Below are 22490 nucleotides of genomic sequence, written 5' to 3' on the forward strand. Positions count from 1 at the left end.
ACACACCCCCACCCAACACACCCGGCAAATCCACCAAACCACCCCACCGCAACGGCACCTCCAAACCCACCACCCGACCCAAACCCCACACCGCACCACCGTCCAGGTCGGTCAGAGGCTCGGAGTCGTCCACGGAGACGGCACCGCTGGTCAACCACCACAGCCGACCCTCGACCTCGGTGATTGCAAGCGCCTGGGCGACCGCCAGTGCATCGACGACACCGGCGCCGGCCAGCGACATCAGCGAGATCATCCCGGCGACCGGTCCTGCGGCCGCCGAGGCGGCGGACAGCCGACGCGCGATCCCGTCCCGGTCCAGCTCGTCCAGCACCACGGGGATCATCTCGGCACCCCGCTCCGCCAGCTCGGCCAGCAACGGGTGGTCCTCCTGGCCGGGGACCATCAGCACCAGCCAGGAGCCGGTCAGGTTCTCGTTCCCGGTCACGTCCTGGCGCCGCCAGACCACGCGGTAGCGCCAGGAGTCCACAGTCGACCGCTGCTGTGCGGCCCGCCGCCACTGCGCGAGCTTCGGCAGGACCGCGCTGAACGGTTCGTCCGCGCCGACGCCCAGCTCGCCGCCGACCAGGTCGGGGTCGCCGGACTCCACGGCCGCCCAGAACCGCCCGTCGAGAGCTTCGCCGTGCGCGTCCCGGCGGGCCACGGGCGCCGCCTCGGGCCAGTACCAGGTGTGGTCGAAGGCGTACGTGGGCAGGTCGACCACGCCCGGCCGGGCACCGGCCTGGCCGTGGTACGCCGCCCAGTCCACCGGCACACCCGCCACCCACAACTGCCCCAGCGCCGACGTCAGCGTCCCGACCTCCGGCTGATCCCGCCGCGACACCGCAACACGCCGCACACCCGCGTCCCCGACGATCTCCGCCACCATCGCCGTCAACGTCGCATCCGGGCCGATCTCCAGGAACGTGTCCACGCCCTGCCCCCGCAGAGCAGCCACCCCATCGGCGAACCGCACAGGCTGCCGCACATGCCGCACCCAGTACTCCGGGTCAACCAACTCCAGCGGCTCCGCGACCGCGCCGGTCACGTTCGACACGATCGGCACCCGCGGCACCCGCCAGTCCAGCCCCGCCACCACCGACGCGAACTCTTCCAACATCGGCTCCATCAGGCGGGAGTGGAACGCGTGACTGACCGCCAGTTCCTTGACCCGCCAACCCCGCTCGCGAGAAGTCCCCACCACCACCGCAACCTCATCGGCGGCACCCGACACCACCACCGACGCCGGACCGTTCACCGCCGCCACGTCCACCGCCGCACCCGACGCACCGATCAGCTCGGCGACAGCCTCCTCCGACGCGCCGACCGCCGCCATCACCCCACCAGCCGGCAACGCCTGCATCAACCGACCCCGCGCCGCCACCAACGTGCACGCATCCGACAGCGACAACATCCCGGACACGTACGCCGCCGTCACCTCACCGATCGAATGACCCGCCAGGAAATCCGCCCGCACACCCCACGACGACAGCAACTCCCACAACGCCACCTCGACCGCAAACAGACCAGCCTGGGCAAAGACGGTCTGATCCACCAGGGCAGCCTCATCCGACCCCGCCTGCGCGAACACCACATCCCGCAACGCACACGGCAACACACCATCGAACCGGACGCACACCTCGTCGAACGCCGACGCGAACACCGGGAACGTCTCGTACAGCTCCCGGCCCATACCCGCACGCTGCGAACCCTGACCCGTGAACAACACCGCCCGACGACCCACCGACACCACACCCGACACCGCCGACCCGCCCTCAGCAACAGCCGACAGACCAGCAACCAACTCGTCCACCGACGAACCCCACACCACCGCCCGATGCTCCAACGCAGCCCGCGACGTCACCAACGACCACGACACATCCACCGGCGACAGACCACGACCACGCACGAACGACGCCAACCGCGCCGCCTGACCCACCAGACCCCGCTCCGAACGACCCGACACCACCCACGGCACCGGCAAAGCCACGGAAGCGCCCCCGGCAGACGCCGGGGCAGACTCCGGCTCCGCCGCGACCTCGGGGACGGCCTCGGGCTCCGGCTGCTCCAGAATCACGTGCGCGTTCGTCCCCGAGATACCGAACGACGACACACCCGCCCGCCGAGCCCGGCCAACACCCGGCCACTGCCGCGACTCGGTCACCAACTCCACCGCACCCGACGACCAGTCCACATGCGACGACGGCACATCCACGTGCAAAGACGCCGGCACCACCCCATACCGCATCGCCAAGACCATCTTGATGATCCCGGCCACCCCCGCAGCCGCCTGCGTATGACCGATGTTCGACTTCACCGACCCCAACAACAACGGCACATCCCGACCCTGCCCATACGTCGCCAACAACGCCTGCGCCTCGATCGGATCACCCAACGACGTACCCGTACCGTGCGCCTCCACCACGTCGACGTCCGCCACACCCAAACCCGCGTTGGCGAGCGCCTGCCGGATCACCCGCTGCTGCGACGGACCGTTCGGCGCCGTCAAACCATTCGACGCACCGTCCTGATTCACCGCCGTGCCCCGCACCACCGCCAACACCCGACGCCCGTCACGTTGCGCATCCGACAGCCGCTGCACCACGAGCACCCCGACGCCTTCGCCCCACGCGGTGCCGTCCGCAGACTCGGCGAAGGCCTTGCAGCGGCCGTCCGCCGACAGCCCGCCCTGGCGGGAGAACTCGATGAAGGCACCCGGGGTGGACATCACGGTGACGCCGCCGGCCAGCGCGAGGTCGCACTCGCCCGACCGCAGCGCCTGCACCGCCAGGTGCAACGCCACCAGCGACGACGAACACGCCGTGTCCACAGTCACCGCCGGCCCCTCGAAGCCGAACGAGTACGCCACCCGGCCCGACAACACGCTCGCGGAGGCGCCGGTCGCGCCGAATCCGGCGAGCGCCTCCCCGGCCTGGCGTACGACGGTCTCGTAGTCCTGGCCGTTGGTGCCGGCGAACACCCCGACGCGGCTGCCGCGCAGCGCGAGGGGTTCGATCCGGGCGTCTTCGAACGCCTCCCAGGAGACCTCCAGCAGCAGCCGCTGCTGCGGGTCCATGGCGAGGGCCTCCCGCGGCGAGATGCCGAAGAACTCCGCGTCGAAGCCGCCCGCGTCGGCCAGGAACGCCCCGCGCGAGACGTAGGAGTCGGTGCCGGCCAGCGACTCCAGGTCCCAGTGCCGGTTGGCCGGGAAGTCCGACATCGCGTCGGCACCGGCCGTCAGCAGGTCCCAGAGCCCTTCCGGGGATTCGGCTCCGGCCGGGAATCGGCAGCCCATGCCGACGATGACGATCGGGTCGTCGCCCACGACGGGGCCGGTGGCGGCGGGGACGGGCAGCGCCTGCCCGCCGAGCAGCTCGGCGTGGATGTGGCCGGCCAGGGCGGTGGAGTTCGGGTAGTCGAAGGCGAGCGTGGTCGGCAGCGCGAGGCCGGTCGCCGCGTCGAGCCGGTTGCGCAGCTCGACGGCTGCCAGCGAGGTGAAGCCGAGGTCCTGGAACGCCCGGTCCGGCGCCACCCGCTCGGCGGACTCGTGGCCGAGCACGGCCGCGACCTCGGCACGCACGAGTTCGCCGAGGGCGCGCAGCTGCTCCGCACCGGACATCCCCGCCAGGCGGAGGCGCAGGTCGGCCGCCGGCACTGGGGCGTCGGCGGGCACCGCCGCGCCGGCCTCGGCCAGCAGGTCGCGGACCAGCGGGTGGGCGCGCCGAGGACCGGTGACGGCCACCCGGGCCCAGTCGATGTCGGCCACGACGAGGTACGTCTCGTCGCGGTCCAGCGCCCGGCTGAAGGCGCGCACGGCTGTCTCCGGCGCCATCGCGCCGAAACCGGTGCGGCTGAGCCGCTGTTCGAAGTCGCCCGCGCTCACCCCGCCGTCGGCCCACAGGCCCCAGGCGAGCGAGGTCGCCGACAGCCCCTCGGCGCGGCGGCGCTGCGCCAGGGCGTCGAGGAACGCGTTGCCCGGCGCATACGTGGCCTGGCCGGCGGCGCCCATCAGGCCGGCGAGGGAGGAGAAGAGGACGAAGGCGGAGAGGTCGCTGCCCCGGGTCAGCTCGTCCAGGTTGCGCGCGGCGTCGACCTTCGCCCGCAGGGCGGTGGCCAGCTGGTCGACACTCACGGCGTCGACGACGTTGTCGTCGAGGGCCGCGGCGGTGTGCACGACCGCGCTCAGCGGAAGCTCGGCGGGGATCGAGTCGAGCAGCGTCGCGAGCGCGGCCCGGTCGGCCACGTCGCAGGACGCGAGGGTGACCCGGGTGCCGAGCCCGGCGAGTTCCTCGGCGAGGGCGGTCGCGCCGGGCGCCTCGCCACCCCGCCGGCTGACCAGAAGGAGGTGTTCGGCTCCTTCGGCGGCCAGCGCGCGGGCGACGTGTCCCCCGAGTGCCCCGGTGCCGCCGGTGATCAGCACCGTGCCGCGCGGCGTCCAGGAACCGCGCGCACCGGTGTCGCCGTACGTCGCACGAACGAGCCGGCGGGCGTGGCCGCCGGTGCCGCGCAGGGCGATCTCGTCCTCCTGGCCGGTGCCGGCGATCAGCGTCCGGAGCATGCGCACGACGCCCTGGTCGGGCTGCTCGGGGAGGTCGACGAGCCCGCCCCACCGGTGCGGGTGCTCGGCGCGCAGCACGCTGCCGAAGCCCCACGCCATGGCCTGCACGGGGTCGACGTGCCGGTCGCGGGATCCGACGGAGACCGCGCCGCGGGTGGCGATCCAGAGCCGGGCGGTGATCCCGGCGTCGCCGAGCGCCTGCGCGAGCGCGACCGTGCCGGCGAGGCCCGTCGGCACGGAGGCGGCCCCGGCGTACGGCTGGGTGTCGAGGGCCAGCAGGGAGAGTACGGGCAGCACGTCCCCGTCGCGGCCGGTCGACGCCTCGGCGAGGTCGTGGGCGAGGCGCTTGCGGTCGCACGTGGCGTCGACCTCGACGATCCGCCCGCCGGCGGCGCCGAGGGCGGCGGCCCAGTCCGTCACGGCCGCGTCGGCGTCGGCCGGTACGACGAGCAGGAAGTCGGTCGCCTCGGCGCGGGCGGCGTCGTCCGTGAGCGGCTGCCAGGCCACCCGGTAGCGCCAGGAGTCGAGGGCCGCCTCGGCGTCCCGGCGGCGTCTCCAGGTGGACAGCGCCGGCAGCACGTCCGCGAGCGGGGCGTCGGCGTCGACGGCCAGGCTCTCGGCGAGGGTCGTCAGGTCCTCCGCCTCGATCGCCCGCCAGAAGTCCTCGTCGGCGGCGGTACGCCGGGCGGCGGGGGGACGGTAGGACCGCGTCGCGGCATTGATCCAGTAACGTCGATGGTCGAAGGCGTACGTGGGCAGGTCGACCACGCCCGGCCGGGCGCCGGTCTGACCGTGGTAGGCGGCCCAGTCGACCGGCACACCCGCCACCCACAACTGCCCCAAGGCCGCCGTCACCGCAGCGAGCTCCGACTGGTCCCGCCGCGACGCCGGAACCCGCCGCACCCCCGCATCCGCGACGATCTCCGCCACCATCGCCGTCAACGTCGCGTCCGGGCCGATCTCCAGGAAGGTGTCCACCCCCTGTGCCCGCAACGCCGCCACACCGTCGGCGAAGCGCACCGGCTGCCGCACGTGCCGCACCCAGTACTCCGGATCCACCAGCTCCAACGGGTCCGCCACGGAACCCGTCACGTTCGATACCACCGCGACGCGCGGCACCCGCCAGTCGAGCCCCGCCACCACCGACCGGAACTCTTCCAGCATCGGCTCCATCAGGCGGGAGTGGAACGCGTGACTGACCGACAGTTCCTTGACCCGCCTACCCCGCTCGCGAGCGGTCGCCACCACCGAGGTCACCTCGCCGACGGCACCCGACACCACCACCGACGCCGGACCGTTCACCGCCGCGACGTCGACCGCCGCTTCCGCAGCATCGATGATCCCCCGCACCGCGGACTCGGGCGCACCCACCGCCGCCATCACCCCACCGGCCGGCAGCGCCTGCATCAACCGGCCCCGCGCCGCCACCAAAGTGCACGCATCAGCCAACGACAACACCCCGGACACGTACGCGGCCGTCACCTCACCGATCGAATGACCCGCCAGGAAATCCGCCCGCACACCCCACGACGACAACAACTCCCACAACGCCACCTCGACCGCGAACAGGCCCGCCTGCGCGAACACGGTCTGATCCAACAGAGCCGCAGTCTCCGAACCCGTCTCCGCGAACACCACGTCGCGCAACGCACGCGGCAACAAGCCATCGAAACGGGCGCACACCTCGTCGAACGACGCCGCGAACACCGGAAACGCGTCGTACAGCTCCCGGCCCATGCCCACACGCTGCGAACCCTGACCCGTGAACAACACCGCCCGACGACCCGCCGACACCACACCCGACAACCGACCCTCGGCCACCGCCGACAGACCAGCAACCAACTCGTCCACCGACGAACCCCACACCACCGCCCGATGCTCCAACGCAGCCCGGGTCGTCGCCAACGACCACGACACGTCCGCCACCGCAAGGCCGGACCGATCCCGCACGAACGACGCCAACCGCGCCGCCTGACCCGCCAGACCCCGCTCGGAGCGCCCCGACAGCATCCACGGCACCGGCAACCCGACGGGCGCGGCAGACGCCGCGGCGTGCTCCGGCTCCGCCTGTTCGATGATCACGTGGGCGTTCGTGCCGGAGATGCCGAACGACGACACGGCAGCCCTGCGTGCGCGGCCCGCACCCGGCCACTCGCGCGCCTGGGTCACCAGCTCCACCGCACCCGACGACCAGTCCACATGCGACGAGGGCTCGTCCACGTGCAGCGTCGCCGGCACGGTCCCGTACCGCATTGCCAAGACCATCTTGATGACGCCCGCCACCCCGGCGGCGGCCTGCGTGTGGCCGATGTTCGACTTCACCGACCCCAGCAGCAGCGCGTCCCGGTCGTCGCGGTCCTGCCCGTACGTGGCGAGCAGCGCCTGGGCCTCGATGGGGTCGCCCAGCGTCGTGCCCGTGCCGTGCGCCTCCACGACGTCGACGTCGGCGACGCCCAGCCGGGCGTTCGCGAGGGCCTGGCGGATCACCCGCTGCTGCGAGGGGCCGTTCGGCGCCGTCAACCCGTTCGACGCGCCGTCCTGGTTGACGGCCGTGCCCCGCACGACCGCGAGGACCCGGCGCCCGTCGCGCCGCGCGTCCGACAGCCGCTGCACCAGCAGCACGCCGACGCCCTCGGACCAGCCCGTGCCGTCCGCCGCGTCGGAGAACGACTTGCACCGGCCGTCGGGGGCCATGCCCCGCTGGCGGGAGAAGTCGATGAACGTCTCGGGCGTCGCCATCACGGTGACGCCGCCGGCCAGCGCGAGGTCGCACTCGCCCGACCGCAGCGCCTGCACCGCCAGATGCAACGCCACAAGCGACGACGAACACGCCGTGTCCACAGTCACCGCCGGACCCTCGAACCCGAACGAGTACGCCACCCGGCCCGACAACACGCTGCTGGCGGTGCCGACGCCGAGGTAGCCGTCGAGGGCCTCCGGGACGTCGGCCAGCCCGGCGGCGTGGTTGTGGTACATCATGCCGGCGAACACGCCGACAGGGCGGCCCCGCAGGGCGAGCGGGTCGATCCGGGCGTCCTCGATGGCCTCCCACGCGGTCTCCAGCAGCAGCCGCTGCTGCGGGTCCATGGCGAGCGCCTCGTGCGGCGAGATCTTGAACAGGGTGGCGTCGAAGTCGCCGGCGTCGGCCAGGAAGCCGCCCTCGCGAGCGTAGCTGCTGCCCCGGCGCGCGCCGGACGGGTCGTACAGGTCGGCGACGTCCCAGCCCCGGTCGGCGGGGAAGCCGGTGATGCCGTCGCCACCAGAGACGAGGAGGTCCCACAACTGCTCGGGGCTGCGCACGCCGCCGGGGTAGCGGCAGCTCATGCCGACGATCGCGATCGGCTCGTCGAGCGCCGCGACGGCGGCGACCGGGGTCGCCTGGGCGTCGGCCCCGGTTCCGGTCTCGGCGTCCAGGTGGTCGGCGAGGGCGAGCGGGGTCGGGTGGTCGAAGACCAGGGTCGCGGGCAGGCGCAGGCCGGTGACTGCACCCAGGCGGTTGCGCAGTTCGACGGCGGTCAGCGAGTCGAAGCCCAGCTCGGTGAACGGGCGTCCGGCCTCGACGGCGGCGGCGTCGGCGTACCCCAGGACCGCCGCGACCTGGTCGAGGACGAGCCGCAGCAGGGCCGCGGCGCGCTCCTCGCGGTCGAGACCCGCGAGCCGCTCGGTCAGCGCGGCGGTCTCCGCCGGGCCGGAGCGCGCGGCGCGGCGCCGGGGCGCGCGGACCAGGCCGCGCAGGACCGACGGCAGGGTGCCGGCCTCGGCCTGGGCGCGCAGCGCCGGCCCGTCCAGCACCATCGGCACCGTCGCGGGCAGGCCGGTGAGCAGCGCGGCGTCGAGCAGGGCGAGGCCGTCCTCCTGGGGAAGCGGCCGTACGCCCGCGCGGGCCAGCCGGTCGGTGTCGGCCCGGTCGAGGCCGGCTGTCATGCCGCCGCCCGACTCGGCCCACGGTCCCCAGGCCAGCGAGTGCGCGGGGAGGCCCGCGGCCCGCCGCCGGTGCGCGAGCGCGTCCAGGAAGGCGTTGGCCGCCGCGTAGTTGGCCTGGCCGGGGCTGCCGGTCACGCCCGCCGCCGAGGAGTACGTGACGAAGAGCGCGAGGCGGCTGCCGGCGGTCAGGTCGTGCAGGTGCGCGGCGGCGTCCACCTTCGGCCGGAGCACCTCGTCGAGGGACTCGGCGGTGAGCGAGGTCAGGGTGCGGTCGGCCAGCACGCCCGCGGTGTGCACCACGCCGGTGAGCGGGTGCGCGGGGTCGATCCGGTCCAGCAGCGCGGCGAGGGCGTCGGGGTCGGCGGCGTCGCACGCCTCGACCGTCGCGGTGGCGCCCAGGTCGGCGAGGTCGGCGAGCAGGTCGGCGGCGCCGGCCGCGGCGGGCCCGCGCCTGTTGGTCAGCACCAGGTGGCGGACCCCGTGCCGGGTGACGAGGTGGCGGGCGACGAGCGCGCCCAGGGCACCGGTGCCGCCGGTGACCAGCACCGTGCCGTCCGGGTCCAGCGCCGGCGCCGGCGCGTCGGGTTCCGGGGCGGCGACGAGCCGGGGCACCCGGACCACGCCGTCGCGCACCGCCGCTTGCGGCTCGTCGGCCGACAGCAGGCCGGCGAGGGCGGAGGCGGAACTCTCCTCGTCGTCGAGGTCGACGACGAGGAACCGGCCGGGGTGTTCGGCCTGGGCGGACCGGAGCAGGCCCCACACGGCGGCGCCGGCCAGGTCGGCCACGTCGGCGTCGGCGTCCACGGCGACGGCGCCGCGGGTGAGGACCACCAGCCGGGATCCGCCGGTGTGGCGCTCGGCGGCGAGCCAGCCCTGGAGCACGGCGAGGACCTCGGCGAGCAGGTCGTGGACCGGGCCGGGGCCGGTCGCGGCAGCGCCGGCCGCCTGGTACAGCACGACGTCGGGCACCCCCGCGTCGCAGAGCGCGGCGAGGTCGGCGTGCCGGTCGGCGGTCACGCCGGCCGGCAGCGGCGCCGGGCGGTCGCCGAGCACCGCCCAGGTCGTGCGGTCGGGCGCGCCCACGCCGCCGGCGTGCCGGGGCCAGTCGAGGCGGAACAGCGCGCGGCGCCACGGGGATCCGCCGGCGGTGAGCTCCCCCGCCGGCAGGGGCCGCAGCACCAGGGAGCCGATCCGGGCGACGGGCGCACCGGTCGCGTCGGCGACCAGCATGGACACCGTGTCCGCACCGGTGGGGGTCAGCCGTACCCGCAGCGTGTCGGCACCGTGGGCGGACAGGGTCACGTCGGACCAGGCGAACGGCATCCGGGCCTCGCCGGGGTCGACGATGCCGAGCCCGACCGCCTGCACGGCGGCGTCGAGCAGCGCCGGGTGCAGCCCGTACCCACCGGCGTCGCCGGCCTCCGGGTCGGGCAGCGCCACCTCGGCGTACACGTCGGTGCCGACCCGCCAGGCGGCGCGCAGCCCGGAGAAGGCCGGGCCGTACGCGAACCCGGCCCGGGCCGCCCGCCCGGTCAGTTCCGACACGTCCAGGGAGGTGGCGTCGCTCGGCGGCCACTGCGCCGGTGTGCCGGTGTCCTCATCCGGCTCCGGGGTGAGCAGGCCGGTGGCGTGTCGCACCCAGATGTCGTCGGTGCCGGCGCGGCGGGCGTGGACGGTGAGCTGCCACGCTCCGCCACCGGCGCGTTCGGCGGCGACCTGCACGTCGACGCCGCCGGTCTCGGGCAGCACCAGCGGCGCCTGGAGGGTCAGCTCGGCGAGCCGTTCGGCGCCGACCTCCGCGCCGGCCTGCAGCGCCAGCTCCACGAACCCGGTGCCGGGCAGGAGCACGACGTCGCGCAGGGCGTGGTCGGCCAGCCAGGGCTGGGTCTCCACGGACAACCTGCCGGTGAGCGTCACCTCGTCGCCGTCGGCCGAGCGGAACACCGCGCCGAGCAGCGGGTGGCCGGTCGGGGTCAGCCCGGCGGCGGTCACGTCGGCGGGCTGCGGCAGGGGCAGCAGCCAGTAGCGTTCGCGCTGGAACGCGTACGTGGGCAGGTCGACCGGCACGGGCGGGCCGGCGAACAGGGGCGCCCAGTTCACCGGCACGCCCCGGGTCCACAGGGTGGCCGCGGCGGCCAGGGCGCTCGTCGCCTCGTCGTGCTCGGCGCGCAGCACGGGGACGCAGACCGCCTGGTCCGCGCCGACGATCTCCTGGGTGAGCGCGCAGAGCACCCCGCCCGGTCCCACCTCGACGTACGCGCCCACACCCAGCTCACGCAGGGTGGTCACGGCGGCGTCGAAGCGGACCGTGTCGCGGACGTTGCGCAGCCAGTACGCCGGGGAGCACACCTCTTCGGGGTCGAGCACCGCTCCGGTCACTGTGGAGACCACGGGGATGCGGGGCGCGGCGAAGGCCAGTTGCCCGAGCACGTCGCCGAACGCGTCGAGCATCGGGTCCATGCGGGCGGAGTGGAACGCGTGGCTGACCCGCAGCCGCCTGGTGCTGCGGCCGAGGGCCGCGAAGTGCGCGGCGACCGCCAGCACGGCGTCCTCGTCGCCGGAGACGACGACGGACTCCGGGCCGTTGACGGCGGCCAGCCGGGCGCCGGCCGTCCCGGCGACGGTGGCCAGGTGCGCGTGCACCTCCGCCTCGGTGGCACGGATCGACACCATGGCGCCACCGGTGGGCAGCGCCTGCATCAGGGTGCCCCGGGCGGCCACCAGGCGGGCGGCGTCGGGCAGCGACAGGACGCCGGCGATGTGCGCGGCGGCCACCTCGCCGACCGAGTGCCCGGCCACGAAGTCCGGCACGACACCCCAGGACTCGACGAGCCGGTAGGCGGCGACCTCGACGGCGAAGAGCGCCGCCTGGGCGTACCCGGTGCGGTCGAGAACGTCGGCGGGGCCGTCGAGCACGCCGCGCAGCGGCCGGTCGAGGTGCTTGTCCAGCTCTGCGCAGGCGGCGTCGAAGGCCTCGGCGAAGGCCGGGAAGGCGGCGTACAACCGCTGGCCCATGCCGACGCGCTGGGCGCCCTGGCCGGTGCAGAGCACCGCGACGCGGGTGGGGCCGGCGACCCCGCGCCGCACGGACGCCGCCGGGATCCCGTCGGCCAGCGCGCCGAGCCCGGCGAGCAGCTCGTCCCGGTCGGCACCGAGCAGCACGGCCCGGTGTTCCAGGACGGACCGGCCGGTGGCCAGGGTCCGGCCCACGGCGGCCGGCGTGGCATCGGGGTGCTCGGCGAGCCAGGAGCGCAGCCGGTCGGCCTGGGCACCGAGCGCTGCGGCGCTGCGCGCGGAGACGACCCACGGCAGCGGGTCGGGGCCGGTGACGGCGTCGGTGGCCGGCTGCGGCGCGGGCGGGGCGGCCTCGACGATGACGTGGGCGTTGGTGCCACTGACGCCGAACGAGGAGACGCCGGCGCGCATGGGCCTCGTCGCGCTCGGCCACGGGCGCGGCTCGCGGAGCAGGCTCACCGCGCCGGCCGACCAGTCGACGTGCGGGGACGGCTCGTCGACGTGCAGGGTGCGCGGCAGGACGCCGTGACGCATCGCCATGACCATCTTGATGACGCCGGCGACGCCGGCGGCGGCCTGGGTGTGCCCGAGGTTCGACTTGATCGATCCGAGCCACAGGGGCTGGTCGTCGGCCCGGTCCCGGCCGTACGTGGCGAGCAGGGCCTGCGCCTCGATGGGGTCGCCGAGGCGGGTGCCGGTACCGTGGGCCTCGACGGCGTCCACGTCAGCCGGGGCGAGCCGGGCGTTGGCGAGGGCCTGGCGGATCACGCGTTGCTGCGACGGGCCGTGCGGCGCGGTGAGGCCGTTGGACGCGCCGTCCTGGTTGACCGCGCTGCCGCGCACCACGGCGAGCACCCGGTGGCCGTTGCGCTGGGCGTCGGAGAGCCGCTCCAGCAGCAGCAGCCCGGCACCCTCGCTCCAGCCGGTGCCGTCGGCGGTGGCCGCAAAGGACTTGCACCGCCCGTCCGGGGACAGGCCGCGCTGCCGGCTGAAGCCGATGAACGTGTCGGGGCTGGACATGACGGTGACGCCGCCGGCCAACGCGAGAATGCACTCGCCGGAGCGCAGCGCCTGCACGGCGAGGTGCAGCGCCACCAGTGAGGACGAGCAGGCGGTGTCGACGGTGACGGCCGGGCCCTCGAACCCGAAGGTGTACGAGATCCGGCCGGAGACGACGCTGCCGTGGTTGCCCGTGCCGACGAACGCCTCCACCTCCTGCGGTACGCCGTTGAGCCGGGAGACGTAGTCGTGGTACATGACGCCGGTGAAGACGCCGGTGCGGCTGCCCTTGAGCGAGTCCACGGCGAGGCCGGCCCGCTCGACCGTCTCCCAGGCGACCTCCAGCAGGAGGCGCTGCTGCGGGTCCATGGCCAGCGCCTCGCGGGGCGAGATGCCGAAGAACCCGCCGTCGAACTCGCCGGCGTCGTGCAGGAATCCGCCCTCGCGGGTGTACGACTTGCCGTGCGCGTCCGGGTCGGGGTCGTAGAGGTTCTCCACGTCCCAGCCCCGGTCCGCCGGGAAGGGTGTGACGGCGTCGACGCCGGACTCGACCAGCCGCCACAGCGCCTCCGGAGTCCGCACCCCGCCCGGGTAGCGGCAGCCCATCCCCACGATCGCGATCGGCTCGTGATTCTGCTCGTCGACTGCCCGCAGGCGTTCGCTGGTCTCGTGCAGGTCAGCGGTGACGCGCTTGAGGTACTCGCGGAGCTTGGCTTCGTTCGCCATCGGGTTGATCACCTGTCGCTAAGGGGCAAGCGGCGGACTCGTGCTCAGGATCGGCCGAACTTCTGATCGATGAAGTCGAACAGCTCGTCGTCCGAGGCGTCATCGAGGGCCTGGCTGACGTCGTCGGGCCGGGCGGTGGCGTCGCTCCACCGGGTGACCAGCGTCCGGAGGCGGACCGCCACGGCGGTACGCGTCTCGTCGTCGGCGGCCAGCCGCTCCAGCTCTTCCGGCGCGGTCGCGGCGAATGCGGCCTCCAGCCGGTCCAGCTCGGCGAGCAGGCCCGGTTCGGGCTCCGGCGGGACGGCGTCGACCAGCAAGAAGTCGGCGAGGGCGGCGGGCGTGGGGCAGTCGAAGATCAGGCTCGCCGGCAGCCGGATGCCGGTGAGGGCGGTCAGCCGATTGCGCAGCTCCACGGCCGTCAGCGAGTCGAAGCCGAGGCCGGTGAACGTCTGCCCGGACGGTACGACGGTGGCCGGCGGGTAGCCGAGCACCTCGATGACCTGCGCCTTGACCAGTTCCTCCACCAGCCGGCCGCGTTCCGCCTCGGGCGTGCCGGCGAGGCGCTGCGCGAAGGACGGACCGCCGTCGCCACCGCCCTCGACGACGCGTCGCCGGGCCCGGACCAGGCCGCGCAGCGGCGCCGGGAGCTGGCCGGCGTCGGCCTGGCGGCGCAGCGCGGCGAGGTCGAGCAGCGCCGGCACCAGGTGAGGGCGTCCACCGTGCAGGCCGGCGTCGAAGAGGCGCAGCGCCTGGCCGGTGTCGAGTGGGCTGAGGCCGTTGCGGCTCATCCGCTGCCGCTGGGCGGCGTCGAGTGCGCCCGTCATCCCGCTGTCCGCGGCCCAGAGGCCCCAGGCCAGGGACGTGGCGGCGAGGCCGGAGGCGTGCCGGTGCCCGGCGAGGCCGTCGAGGAACGCGTTCGCGGCGGCGTAGTTGCCCTGCCCGGGGCCGCCGAGGACGCCGGCGACCGACGAGAAGAGGACGAACATCGCCAGCGGCCGCGATCGGGTCAGCTCGTGCAGGTGCCAGGCGGCGTCGGCCTTGGCGGAGAGGACGGCTGACAGCCGGCCGGGGGTCAGCGCCGAGATCACCGCGTCGTCGAGGACGCCGGCGGCGTGCACCACGCCGGTGAGCGGGTGCTCGGCGGGAACGTCGTCCAGCACCGCGGCCAGGCGGTCCCGGTCCGCCACATCGGCGGCGACCAGGCGGGCCTGCGCACCCAGCGCGGTCAGCTCGGCGAGCAGCTCCGCGGCGCCGGGGGCGTCGGTTCCGCGGCGGCTGACCAGCAGCAGATGGCGCACCTTGTGCGTACTGACCAGGTGCCGGGCCAGCAGACCGCCGAGGGCGCCGGTGGCTCCGGTGACCAGGACCGTCCCGTCGGGGTCGAGGACGGCGGCCGGGACCGGTTCGAGGACGGCTGGCGCGAGCCGGGGCGTCAGCACCTGCTCGTCCCGGACCGCCAGTTGGGGTTCGCCGGTGGCGACCGCACGGGCCACCAGGTCCACCGTGCAGGACTCCGGCTGCCGCGCCTCGTCGAGGTCCACGAGCACGAAGCGGTCGGGGTGCTCGGCCTGGGCCGAACGCAGCAGGCCCCAGACCGCCGCGCCGGGCAGGTCGCCCGCACGGCAGGTGTCGCCGGCGGAGACGGCCCCGCGGGTCAGCACGACCAGCCGCCGCGCCGCCAGCCGGTCGTCGGCGAGCCAGCCCTGGACGGCGGTCAGCACTGCGGTGAGCCGGCTGCGCGTCGCGGCGGGGACCGGGGCGTGCTCGTCGTCGGCGTACGCGGCGAGCAGCACCAGTTCGGGGTCGATCCGGCCGGAGTCGACCGCCTCCGCCAGCTCGGCGAGCCTGTACCTGGCGATCTCGGACAGGTCGGACGGTGCGTCGCCGAGGAGCACCACCCGAACGGTCGCCGGGGTGCCCGGCCGCACGCTCTGCCAGCTGACGGCGTACAGCGAGTCGGCGGCGGAGTCACCGGCGCGCACCTGGTCGGCGGTGACGGGGCGAGAGACCAGGGAGTCTATCCGGGCGACGGGTGCGCCGGCCGGGTCGGTCAGGGTCAGGGTCACGCCGCCGCCGCTGCGCCGGGCGCGTACCCGCAGCGCGGTCGCGCCGACCGCCGAGAGGGTGACGCCGGTCCAGGCGAAGGGCAGGCGTACTCCGTAGGCATCCTCCCCGTCGGAGTCGAGCAGACCGACGATGTGCAGCGCCGCGTCCAGCAGGGCGGGATGCAGGCCGAAGCCGGCGACCTCGGTGCCGTCGGGCACCGCCACCTCGGCGTACACCTCGTCGTCGGTGCGCCAGACGGCGCGCAGGCCACGGAAGAGCGGACCGTACTCGACGCCCAGACGGGACAGTTCGGTGTAGATGCCGTCGACCGCGACGGCGGTGGCGGCGCTGGGCGGCCACGGCGCCGGATCGGACCTGTCGGGCTGCGGTACGGCCGGGGCGAGGATGCCCGCCGCGTGACGGTCCCACTCGCCGTCCGGGTCGGCGGCGGCTCGGGAGTGGATGGTGACCGTCCGGCGACCGTCCTCGTCCACCGCGCCCAGCTTCACCTGCACCGCCCTGGTGCCGTCCTCGGCGAGCGCCAGCGGGGCCTGGAGGGTCAGCTCGTCGAGGGTGTCGCAGCCGACCTGCGCGCCCGCGTGCAGGACCATCTCGACCAGGGCGGCGCCGGGCACCACCACCGAGTCCCAGACGACATGTTCGGCGAGCCACGGGTGTGTCAGTACGGAGAGTTCGGTGCCGAAGACCCGTACGTCGTCGTCGGCCACGCGTACGGCGGCGTCGAGCAGCGTGTGGTCGACGGGGCGGACGCCGAGTCCGGGCGCCGACTCAGCCCCCGTAATGGTGTTGAGCCAGTAGCGCTGATGGTCGAAGGCGTACGTGGGCAGGGCGATGGTGCGGGGACGTGCCCCGGCCGCCCGCTCAGGGCCGGACCCGTCGAGGGCGGTGAGGTATCCGGTCCAGTCGACGCGGCCGCCGGTGACGTACCACTCGGCGAGGGCGGCGCGCAGCGTGTCGGCCTCGGAATGGCCGGCACGCATCGTGGCGACGTACCGCACGTCGCCGGCCGCCTCCACACAGTCCTGCGCCATGGCGGTGAGTACGGCGTCGGGGCCGATCTCGAGGAACTGCACGACGTCCTGCTGGTGGAGCGTGCGCACCGCGTCGGCGAACCGCACGGGCTGGCGTACGTGCCGGACCCAGTAGCCCGGGTCGGTGAGTTCGTCCGCCTCCGCCACCGCGCCCGTCACGTTCGACACGACCGGCACCCGCGGCACCCGCCAATCCAACCCGGACACCACCGACCGGAACTCATCCGACATCGGATCCATCAACCGCGAATGAAACGCGTGACTGACCGACAACTCCTTGACCCGCCAACCCCGCTCACGCGAGGCCGCCACCACCGAAGCGACCTCGCCAGCGGCACCCGACACCACCACCGACGCCGGACCGTTCACCGCCGCGATATCCACGCCCGCACCGGTCACGCCGATCAGCTCGGCGACAGCCTCCTCCGACGCGCCCACCGCCGCCATCACCCCACCAGCCGGCAACGCCTGCATCAACCGGCCCCGCGCCGCCACCAGCACACACGCATCCGCGAGGGAGAGCATCCCCGCCACATACGCGGCCGTCACCTCACCGATCGAATGACCCGCCACAAAATCCGCCCGCACACCCCACGACGACAACAACTCCCACAACGCCACCTCGACCGCGAACAGACCAGCCTGGGCAAAGACGGTCTGATCCACCAGGGCAGCCTCATCCGACCCCGCCTGCGCGAACACCACCTCGCGCAACGCACGCGGCAACAAACCATCGAAACAGGCGCACACCTCGTCGAACGACGCCGCGAACACCGGGAACGTCTCGTACAGCTCCCGGCCCATACCCACACGCTGCGAACCCTGACCCGTGAACAACACCGCCCGACGACCCACCGACACCACACCCGACACCGCCGGCCCGCCCTCAGCAACAGCCGACAGACCAACGGCAAGCTCGTCCACCGACGAACCCCACACCACCGCCCGATGCTCCAACGCCGCCCGCGACGTCACCAACGACCACGACACATCCCACAGCGACAGACCACGACCACGCACGAACGACGCCAACCGCTCGGCCTGACCCGACAAACCCCGTTCCGAACGACCCGACACCACCCACGGCACCGGCAACCCGACCGGCGCCACCCCGCCCTCAAGGTCGGCCCCGGCTTCAGCCTCCGGCTGCTCCAGGATCACGTGCGCGTTCGTCCCCGAAATACCGAACGACGACACACCCGCCCGCCGGGGACGCTCCACGCCCGGCCACTGCCGCGAGGACGTCACCAACTCCACCGCACCCGACGACCAGTCCACATGCGACGACGGCGCATCCACGTGCAAAGACGCCGGCACCATCCCATGCCGCATCGCCAGAATCATCTTGATGATGCCTGCCACCCCGGCGGCGGCCTGCGTATGACCGATGTTCGACTTCACCGATCCCAGCAACAACGGCACATCCCGACCCTGCCCATACGTCGCCAACAACGCCTGCGCCTCGATCGGATCACCCAACGTCGTACCCGTACCGTGCGCCTCCACCACATCCACATCGGCCGCCGACAAACCCGCGTTGGCGAGCGCCTGCCGGATCACCCGCTGCTGCGACGGACCATTCGGCGCCGTCAAACCATTCGACGCACCATCCTGATTCACCGCCGAACCCCGCACCACCGCCAACACCCGACGCCCCTCACGCCGCGCATCCGACAACCGCTGCACCAACAACATCCCGACACCCTCGGCGAGCGCTGTGCCGTCCGCCGCGTCGGCGAACGCCCGGCACCGGGCCACCGGGGACAGGTTTCCCTGCCTGGTGAAATCGATGAACACCGCAGGGGTGGGCATGACCGTGACGCCGCCGGCCAGAGCGAGATCGCACTCCCCCGACCGCAGCGCCTGCACCGCCAGATGCAACGCCACCAGCGACGACGAACACGCCGTGTCCACAGTCACCGCCGGACCCTCGAAACCGAACGAATACGCCACCCGGCCCGAGGCGATGCTGCCCGCGTTGCCGAGACCGAGGTAGTCCTCCACGCCCGCCGGCGGGGTCTGCGGCGGATGCGCGTACCCGCTGTGGGTCATGCCGGCGAAGACCCCGGCCCGGGCGTTCTTCAGGCTGGTGGGGTCGATTCCCGCCGACTCGACGGCCTCCCACGAGGTCTCCAGCAGCAGCCGCTGCTGCGGGTCCATGGCGAGCGCCTCACGCGGCGAGACCTCGAACAGCCGGGAGTCGAACTCGGCGGCGTCGGCCACGAATCCGCCCTCGCGGACCGAGGAGGTGCCCGGCCGGGACCGCTCCGGGTCGTAGAGCGCGTTGAGGTCCCAGCCACGGTCGGTGGGGAAGGAGGCGATCGCGTCACCGCCGGACGCGACGAGGTCCCACAGTTCCTCGGCCGTGCGCACCCCGCCGGGGAACCGGCAGCCGATACCGACGATCGCGATGGGCTGCTGCGCGTCGGCCTCGACGTCCCGGAGCCGTTGCCGGGTCCGCCGCAGGTCGGCGGTGACTCTCTTGAGGTACTCCCGGAGCTTCTCTTCGGTGTCCATCATCCCAGCCCATCGCGATTCACGGCGGAGACTCGACGTAAGCGACGGTACGAATGCGCAGAGTTCTCAGGCGACACCTGTATCTGTCGTTCGGCTCGCTCGGCCGAGAGCCACGCAGATCCCCATCTGCCGGGAGAAGTTATTGGTTACGCGCGAGCGCGGACAACCCCTAACCAGGCAACCGACCAGCTAGGGGTGTCCGGTCCCGACCCGCCGCACTAGCGTCGCCTCGACCGGGTCCACGCCCGATCCGGTCGGCAACCGCAGCCGCCGGAAGGACCACCAGAGGATGACCACGCCAGAAACCGACAACGGCTTGTGGGTGCGACGCTTCCACCCCGCCCCGGGCGGCGCGAGGCGCCTGGTGTGCCTGCCCCACGCCGGCGGGTCGGCAAGCTTCTACTTCCCGGTGTCCCGCGGTCTCTCCCCCGCGGTGGAGGTGCTGTCGATCCAGTACCCGGGGCGGCAGGACCGGCGCCACGAGAAGTGCATCGGCGACATCCACGACCTCGCGCGCGAGGTGTTCACCGTGCTGCGGCCCTGGCGGGACGAGCCGCTGGCCATCTTCGGGCACAGCATGGGGGCCAGCCTCGGCTTCGAACTCGCCCGGCTCATCGAGCAGGACGGCGGCAGCGTCGCGCATCTGTTCGCGTCCGGGCGCCGGGCGCCGTCGAAGTCACGGCACGAGACGGTGCACCTGCTCGACGACGAGGGGCTGCTGGCCGACGTCCGGAAGCTGAGCGGCACCAACTCCGCCGTCCTCGGGGACCCGGAGATGCTGCGCGCCGCGTTGCCGGCGATCCGCAACGACTACCGGGCCGCCGAGCGGTACACCTACCGGCCGGGGCCGCCGCTGAGCTGCCCGATCACCGTCCTCACCGGCGACGACGACCCGAAGACGACTGTCGACGAGGCTCGGGCGTGGTCGGACCACACCACTGGAGCGTTCGACCTGAAGGTCTACCCGGGCGGGCACTTCTTCCTGGCCGAGCACCAGCCGGCGATCCTGCGGGCCGTCTCGGCAACCCTGAGCGCGGCACCGGCGGTCTGATCTCACGCCGACGGGGGCCCGTCCACCGGTCGTCACGACCGGTGGACGGGCCCCTCGGTACGCGCTGTCACCGCTTGTGGCCGACCGCGATCACGTAGTCGAGCTGCGCCAGCTCACGCTTCATGAGGTCCTGGTTCTTCCAGTGGGCCGCCATGCTCTTGCGGACGGCCGGCTTGACGACGGCCCGGAACGCGGGGTCGTTGGTCCGCTCGGCCATGTACGCCCGCCAGCCCTCCCACGTCCGGTCCTTGATCGAGCGGACCTCCGGGTTGGCGAAGCCGGCCTCGACCAGCTCCTGCCGGTACGTGTCCCGGTCGTGCCAGTTCTCCTTGGGAATGCTGAACTTGACGAAACTCAGCGGGCCGGACTGGATGGCCGCGCGGACGACGTCGCCGCTGACCGGGATGATGTCGGCAGTGGCGAGCACGCCGCCCGGGCGCAGCACCCGCAGCGCCTCGGCGAAGAACGCGCTGCGCGGGTAGAAGTGGAAGGCGGACTCCAGGGCGACGACCCGGTCGAAGGTGTTGTCCTCGAAGGGCAGTTCGGTGGCGCTGCCGAGCCGGAAGTCGGTCCGGTCGGCGAGCCCCTCCTCCTGCGCCCGGCGCTGCGCCGCCTCGACGTGGTGCGGGGTGATGTTCAGGCCGTACACCTTGGCGACCTGGCGCTCGCGCAGCCACTTGAAGTCCTGGTCCCCGTAGCCGAAGCCGACGTCGAGCACGGTGTCGTCCGGCTTGAGCCCGGCGGCGTCGGCCAGCTTGTCGGCCAGCGCGTCGGCGGCCGTGTCGATGTCGGTGACCCCGTCGGACCAGTAGCCCACGTTCATGTAGTGGGTACGGCGGGCCGCGAACTCCACGTCGGGTGACTGGATCTCGTAGAAGCGCCGGACCCGGGTGATGGGGTCGGCGGTGAAGACCGTGCGGATCGCCCGGCCGGCGATCTTCAGGTTCTCGAACATGTCGGTTCCTTCCGGTGGGTGGATGCCGATCAGCCGCGCCGGATCTGCCGGCGCAGATCCTCGACGAGCGCGGGCACAGCGGCCGGGTCGGCGGCGGTGCCGAAGACGTAGAAGTCGGGCCGGACGAGGACCGCCACCGCGTCGTACCGCTTGAGGTGGGCCAGGTACACGTCGTCGAGGTCGAAAGCGGTCGGCGCGGCGCCGGATCCGGGTGCGGGCGCACCGGCGGGAACGATCCGGACGACCCGCGCGCCGAGCGCGTCCAGGAAGGCCCGGGCGTCGGCGTCGAGCAGGTCGTCGGGGTCCTCGGCGCAGAGCAGGACGAAGCCGGTGCCGACGACCTCGTCGAAGAGCCCGGCGCGGCCGTCGACCTCGACGCGACCCTGCGGCATCGGGGCGCCGGCGGCCTCGCAGCCGCTGTGCCGGACCCCGCCGGACAGGGGCTCCAGCAGGGACCGGGTGCGCGGGCGGGCGGTACGCCGGCGCAGCTCGGCGAGCATCGCGGCGTCGCGGCCGGCCGCGGCGGCGCGGTCGGTCTCGCAGATCACCGTGCCCGAGTCGATGGACATCCGGATGGCGTGCTGCACGTGCGCGCAGCGCTCCTCCTGGTAGGTGTCCAGCAGAGCCTCGTCGGCCAGGCCGCGGTGCACCAGGTCGAGCTTCCAGGCGAGGTTGAGGGCGTCGCGGAAGCCCGAACTCATCCCCTGCCCCATGAACGGCGGCATCACGTGCGCCGCGTCGCCGGCGAGCAGGATCCGCCCGGAACGCCAGCGCTCGGCCGAGCATGCCTGGGTGGTGTAGACGCCGTACCGCTCCAGGGTGGCGTTGTCCGGGGTGATGTCGAAGAGGCCGAGCAGCCGCCACACACTCTCGGCGCTCTCGAACTCCTCCCGGCTCTCCCCCGGCACCCGCATGAACTCCCACCGCCGGTGTCCCGGGCCGGCCGACACGGCCGTGCGGGGCCGCGCCGGGTCGCAGACCTGCAGGTTGTTCGGCTTGAACTCGCGGGCCTCGTGCGGGACCACGTCGCAGACCAGCCAGTCGTACGTGAAGCCGAAGTCGGTGACGCCGCTGCCCAGGTGCTCCCGCACGAAGCTGTTGGCCCCGTCGCAGCCGATGACCCAGCGGGCCGCGCGGACCTCCTCGCCGTCCGGGCCGGCGATGGTCACCTCGACCCCGTCGTCGTGCTCGACCAGGCCCGTCACCTGGTACGGGCGCAGCACCGTGACACCCGGCAACTCCGCGCCCCGCTCGGCGAGCAGCGCCTCCAGTCCCGGCTGGTAGAAGGAGACCGAGTCGGGCCAGCCCATCGGCCCGTCGCCGGTGACCTTGACGTGCAGCAGGGTCCGGCCGAAGCCGTTCTTGAAGGTGTACTCGCCCGACGACTCCACCACCGGGCCGAGGCGGTCGGCGACGCCGGCGGCGGCCAGGACACGGCTCGCCTCCCCGTCGTACGACACCGCGCGGGGGAAGTTGTACGGGGTGGCCCACCGCTCGACCGCCGTGACGGTGAGCCCTCGCTGCGCCAGCAGGATCGTGAGCATCTCACCGACGGGGCCGTAGCCCACGATCAGGACGTCGGTCGTCAGCATCGGTATCGGTTCCTCGGGGGTCGGTCGGACACGGGGTCGGCTTGTGGCGTGCGGGGCG

General features: G+C 73.6%; 5 protein-coding genes. 1 reads left to right on the forward strand and 4 read right to left on the reverse strand.

The window, feature by feature from the left end; translation table 11 throughout:
- Both FB454_RS31250 and FB454_RS31255 read right to left on the reverse strand, forming a co-directional pair.
- Positions 1-13219, reverse strand: a 13219-nt coding sequence (locus tag FB454_RS31250) for a type I polyketide synthase (RefSeq protein ID WP_145824038.1), incomplete at its 3' end; no start/stop codon positions are given.
- Between the two features lie 44 nt (positions 13220-13263).
- The gene (locus FB454_RS31255) at positions 13264-18834 is read right to left on the reverse strand and encodes a type I polyketide synthase (RefSeq protein ID WP_486481622.1); all 5571 of its coding nucleotides are present in this window, start codon (positions 18832-18834) and stop codon (positions 13264-13266) included.
- Between the two features lie 289 nt (positions 18835-19123).
- Between FB454_RS31255 and FB454_RS31260 the strand changes: the two genes are divergently transcribed.
- The gene (locus FB454_RS31260; RefSeq protein ID WP_013477282.1) at positions 19124-19885 is read left to right on the forward strand and encodes a thioesterase II family protein; all 762 of its coding nucleotides are present in this window, start codon (positions 19124-19126) and stop codon (positions 19883-19885) included.
- 67 nt (positions 19886-19952) lie between these two features.
- On the opposite strand, the gene FB454_RS31265 is transcribed toward FB454_RS31260, so the two are convergent.
- Positions 19953-20840, reverse strand: coding sequence for a class I SAM-dependent methyltransferase (locus FB454_RS31265; protein WP_013285627.1), 888 nt, complete (start codon positions 20838-20840; stop codon positions 19953-19955).
- A 29-nt stretch (positions 20841-20869) separates the two neighbouring features.
- Complete coding sequence (gene mhpA, locus FB454_RS31270) at positions 20870-22432, reverse strand: bifunctional 3-(3-hydroxy-phenyl)propionate/3-hydroxycinnamic acid hydroxylase MhpA (protein ID WP_145755651.1); 1563 nt, start codon at positions 22430-22432, stop codon at positions 20870-20872.
- Positions 22433-22490: the final 58 nt, after the last annotated feature.

It is taken from the genome of Micromonospora sp. CNZ297 (assembly GCF_007827625.1).

Excerpts from the sequence above, each read along its gene's own strand:
- FB454_RS31260 (WP_013477282.1), top strand. The coding sequence starts at position 19,124 with ATGACCACGCCAGAAACCGACAACGGCTTGTGGGTGCGACGCTTCCAC.
- FB454_RS31265 (WP_013285627.1), bottom strand. The coding sequence starts at position 20,840 with ATGTTCGAGAACCTGAAGATCGCCGGCCGGGCGATCCGCACGGTCTTC.
- FB454_RS31255 (WP_486481622.1), bottom strand. The coding sequence starts at position 18,834 with ATGGACACCGAAGAGAAGCTCCGGGAGTACCTCAAGAGAGTCACCGCC.
- mhpA (WP_145755651.1), bottom strand. The coding sequence starts at position 22,432 with ATGCTGACGACCGACGTCCTGATCGTGGGCTACGGCCCCGTCGGTGAG.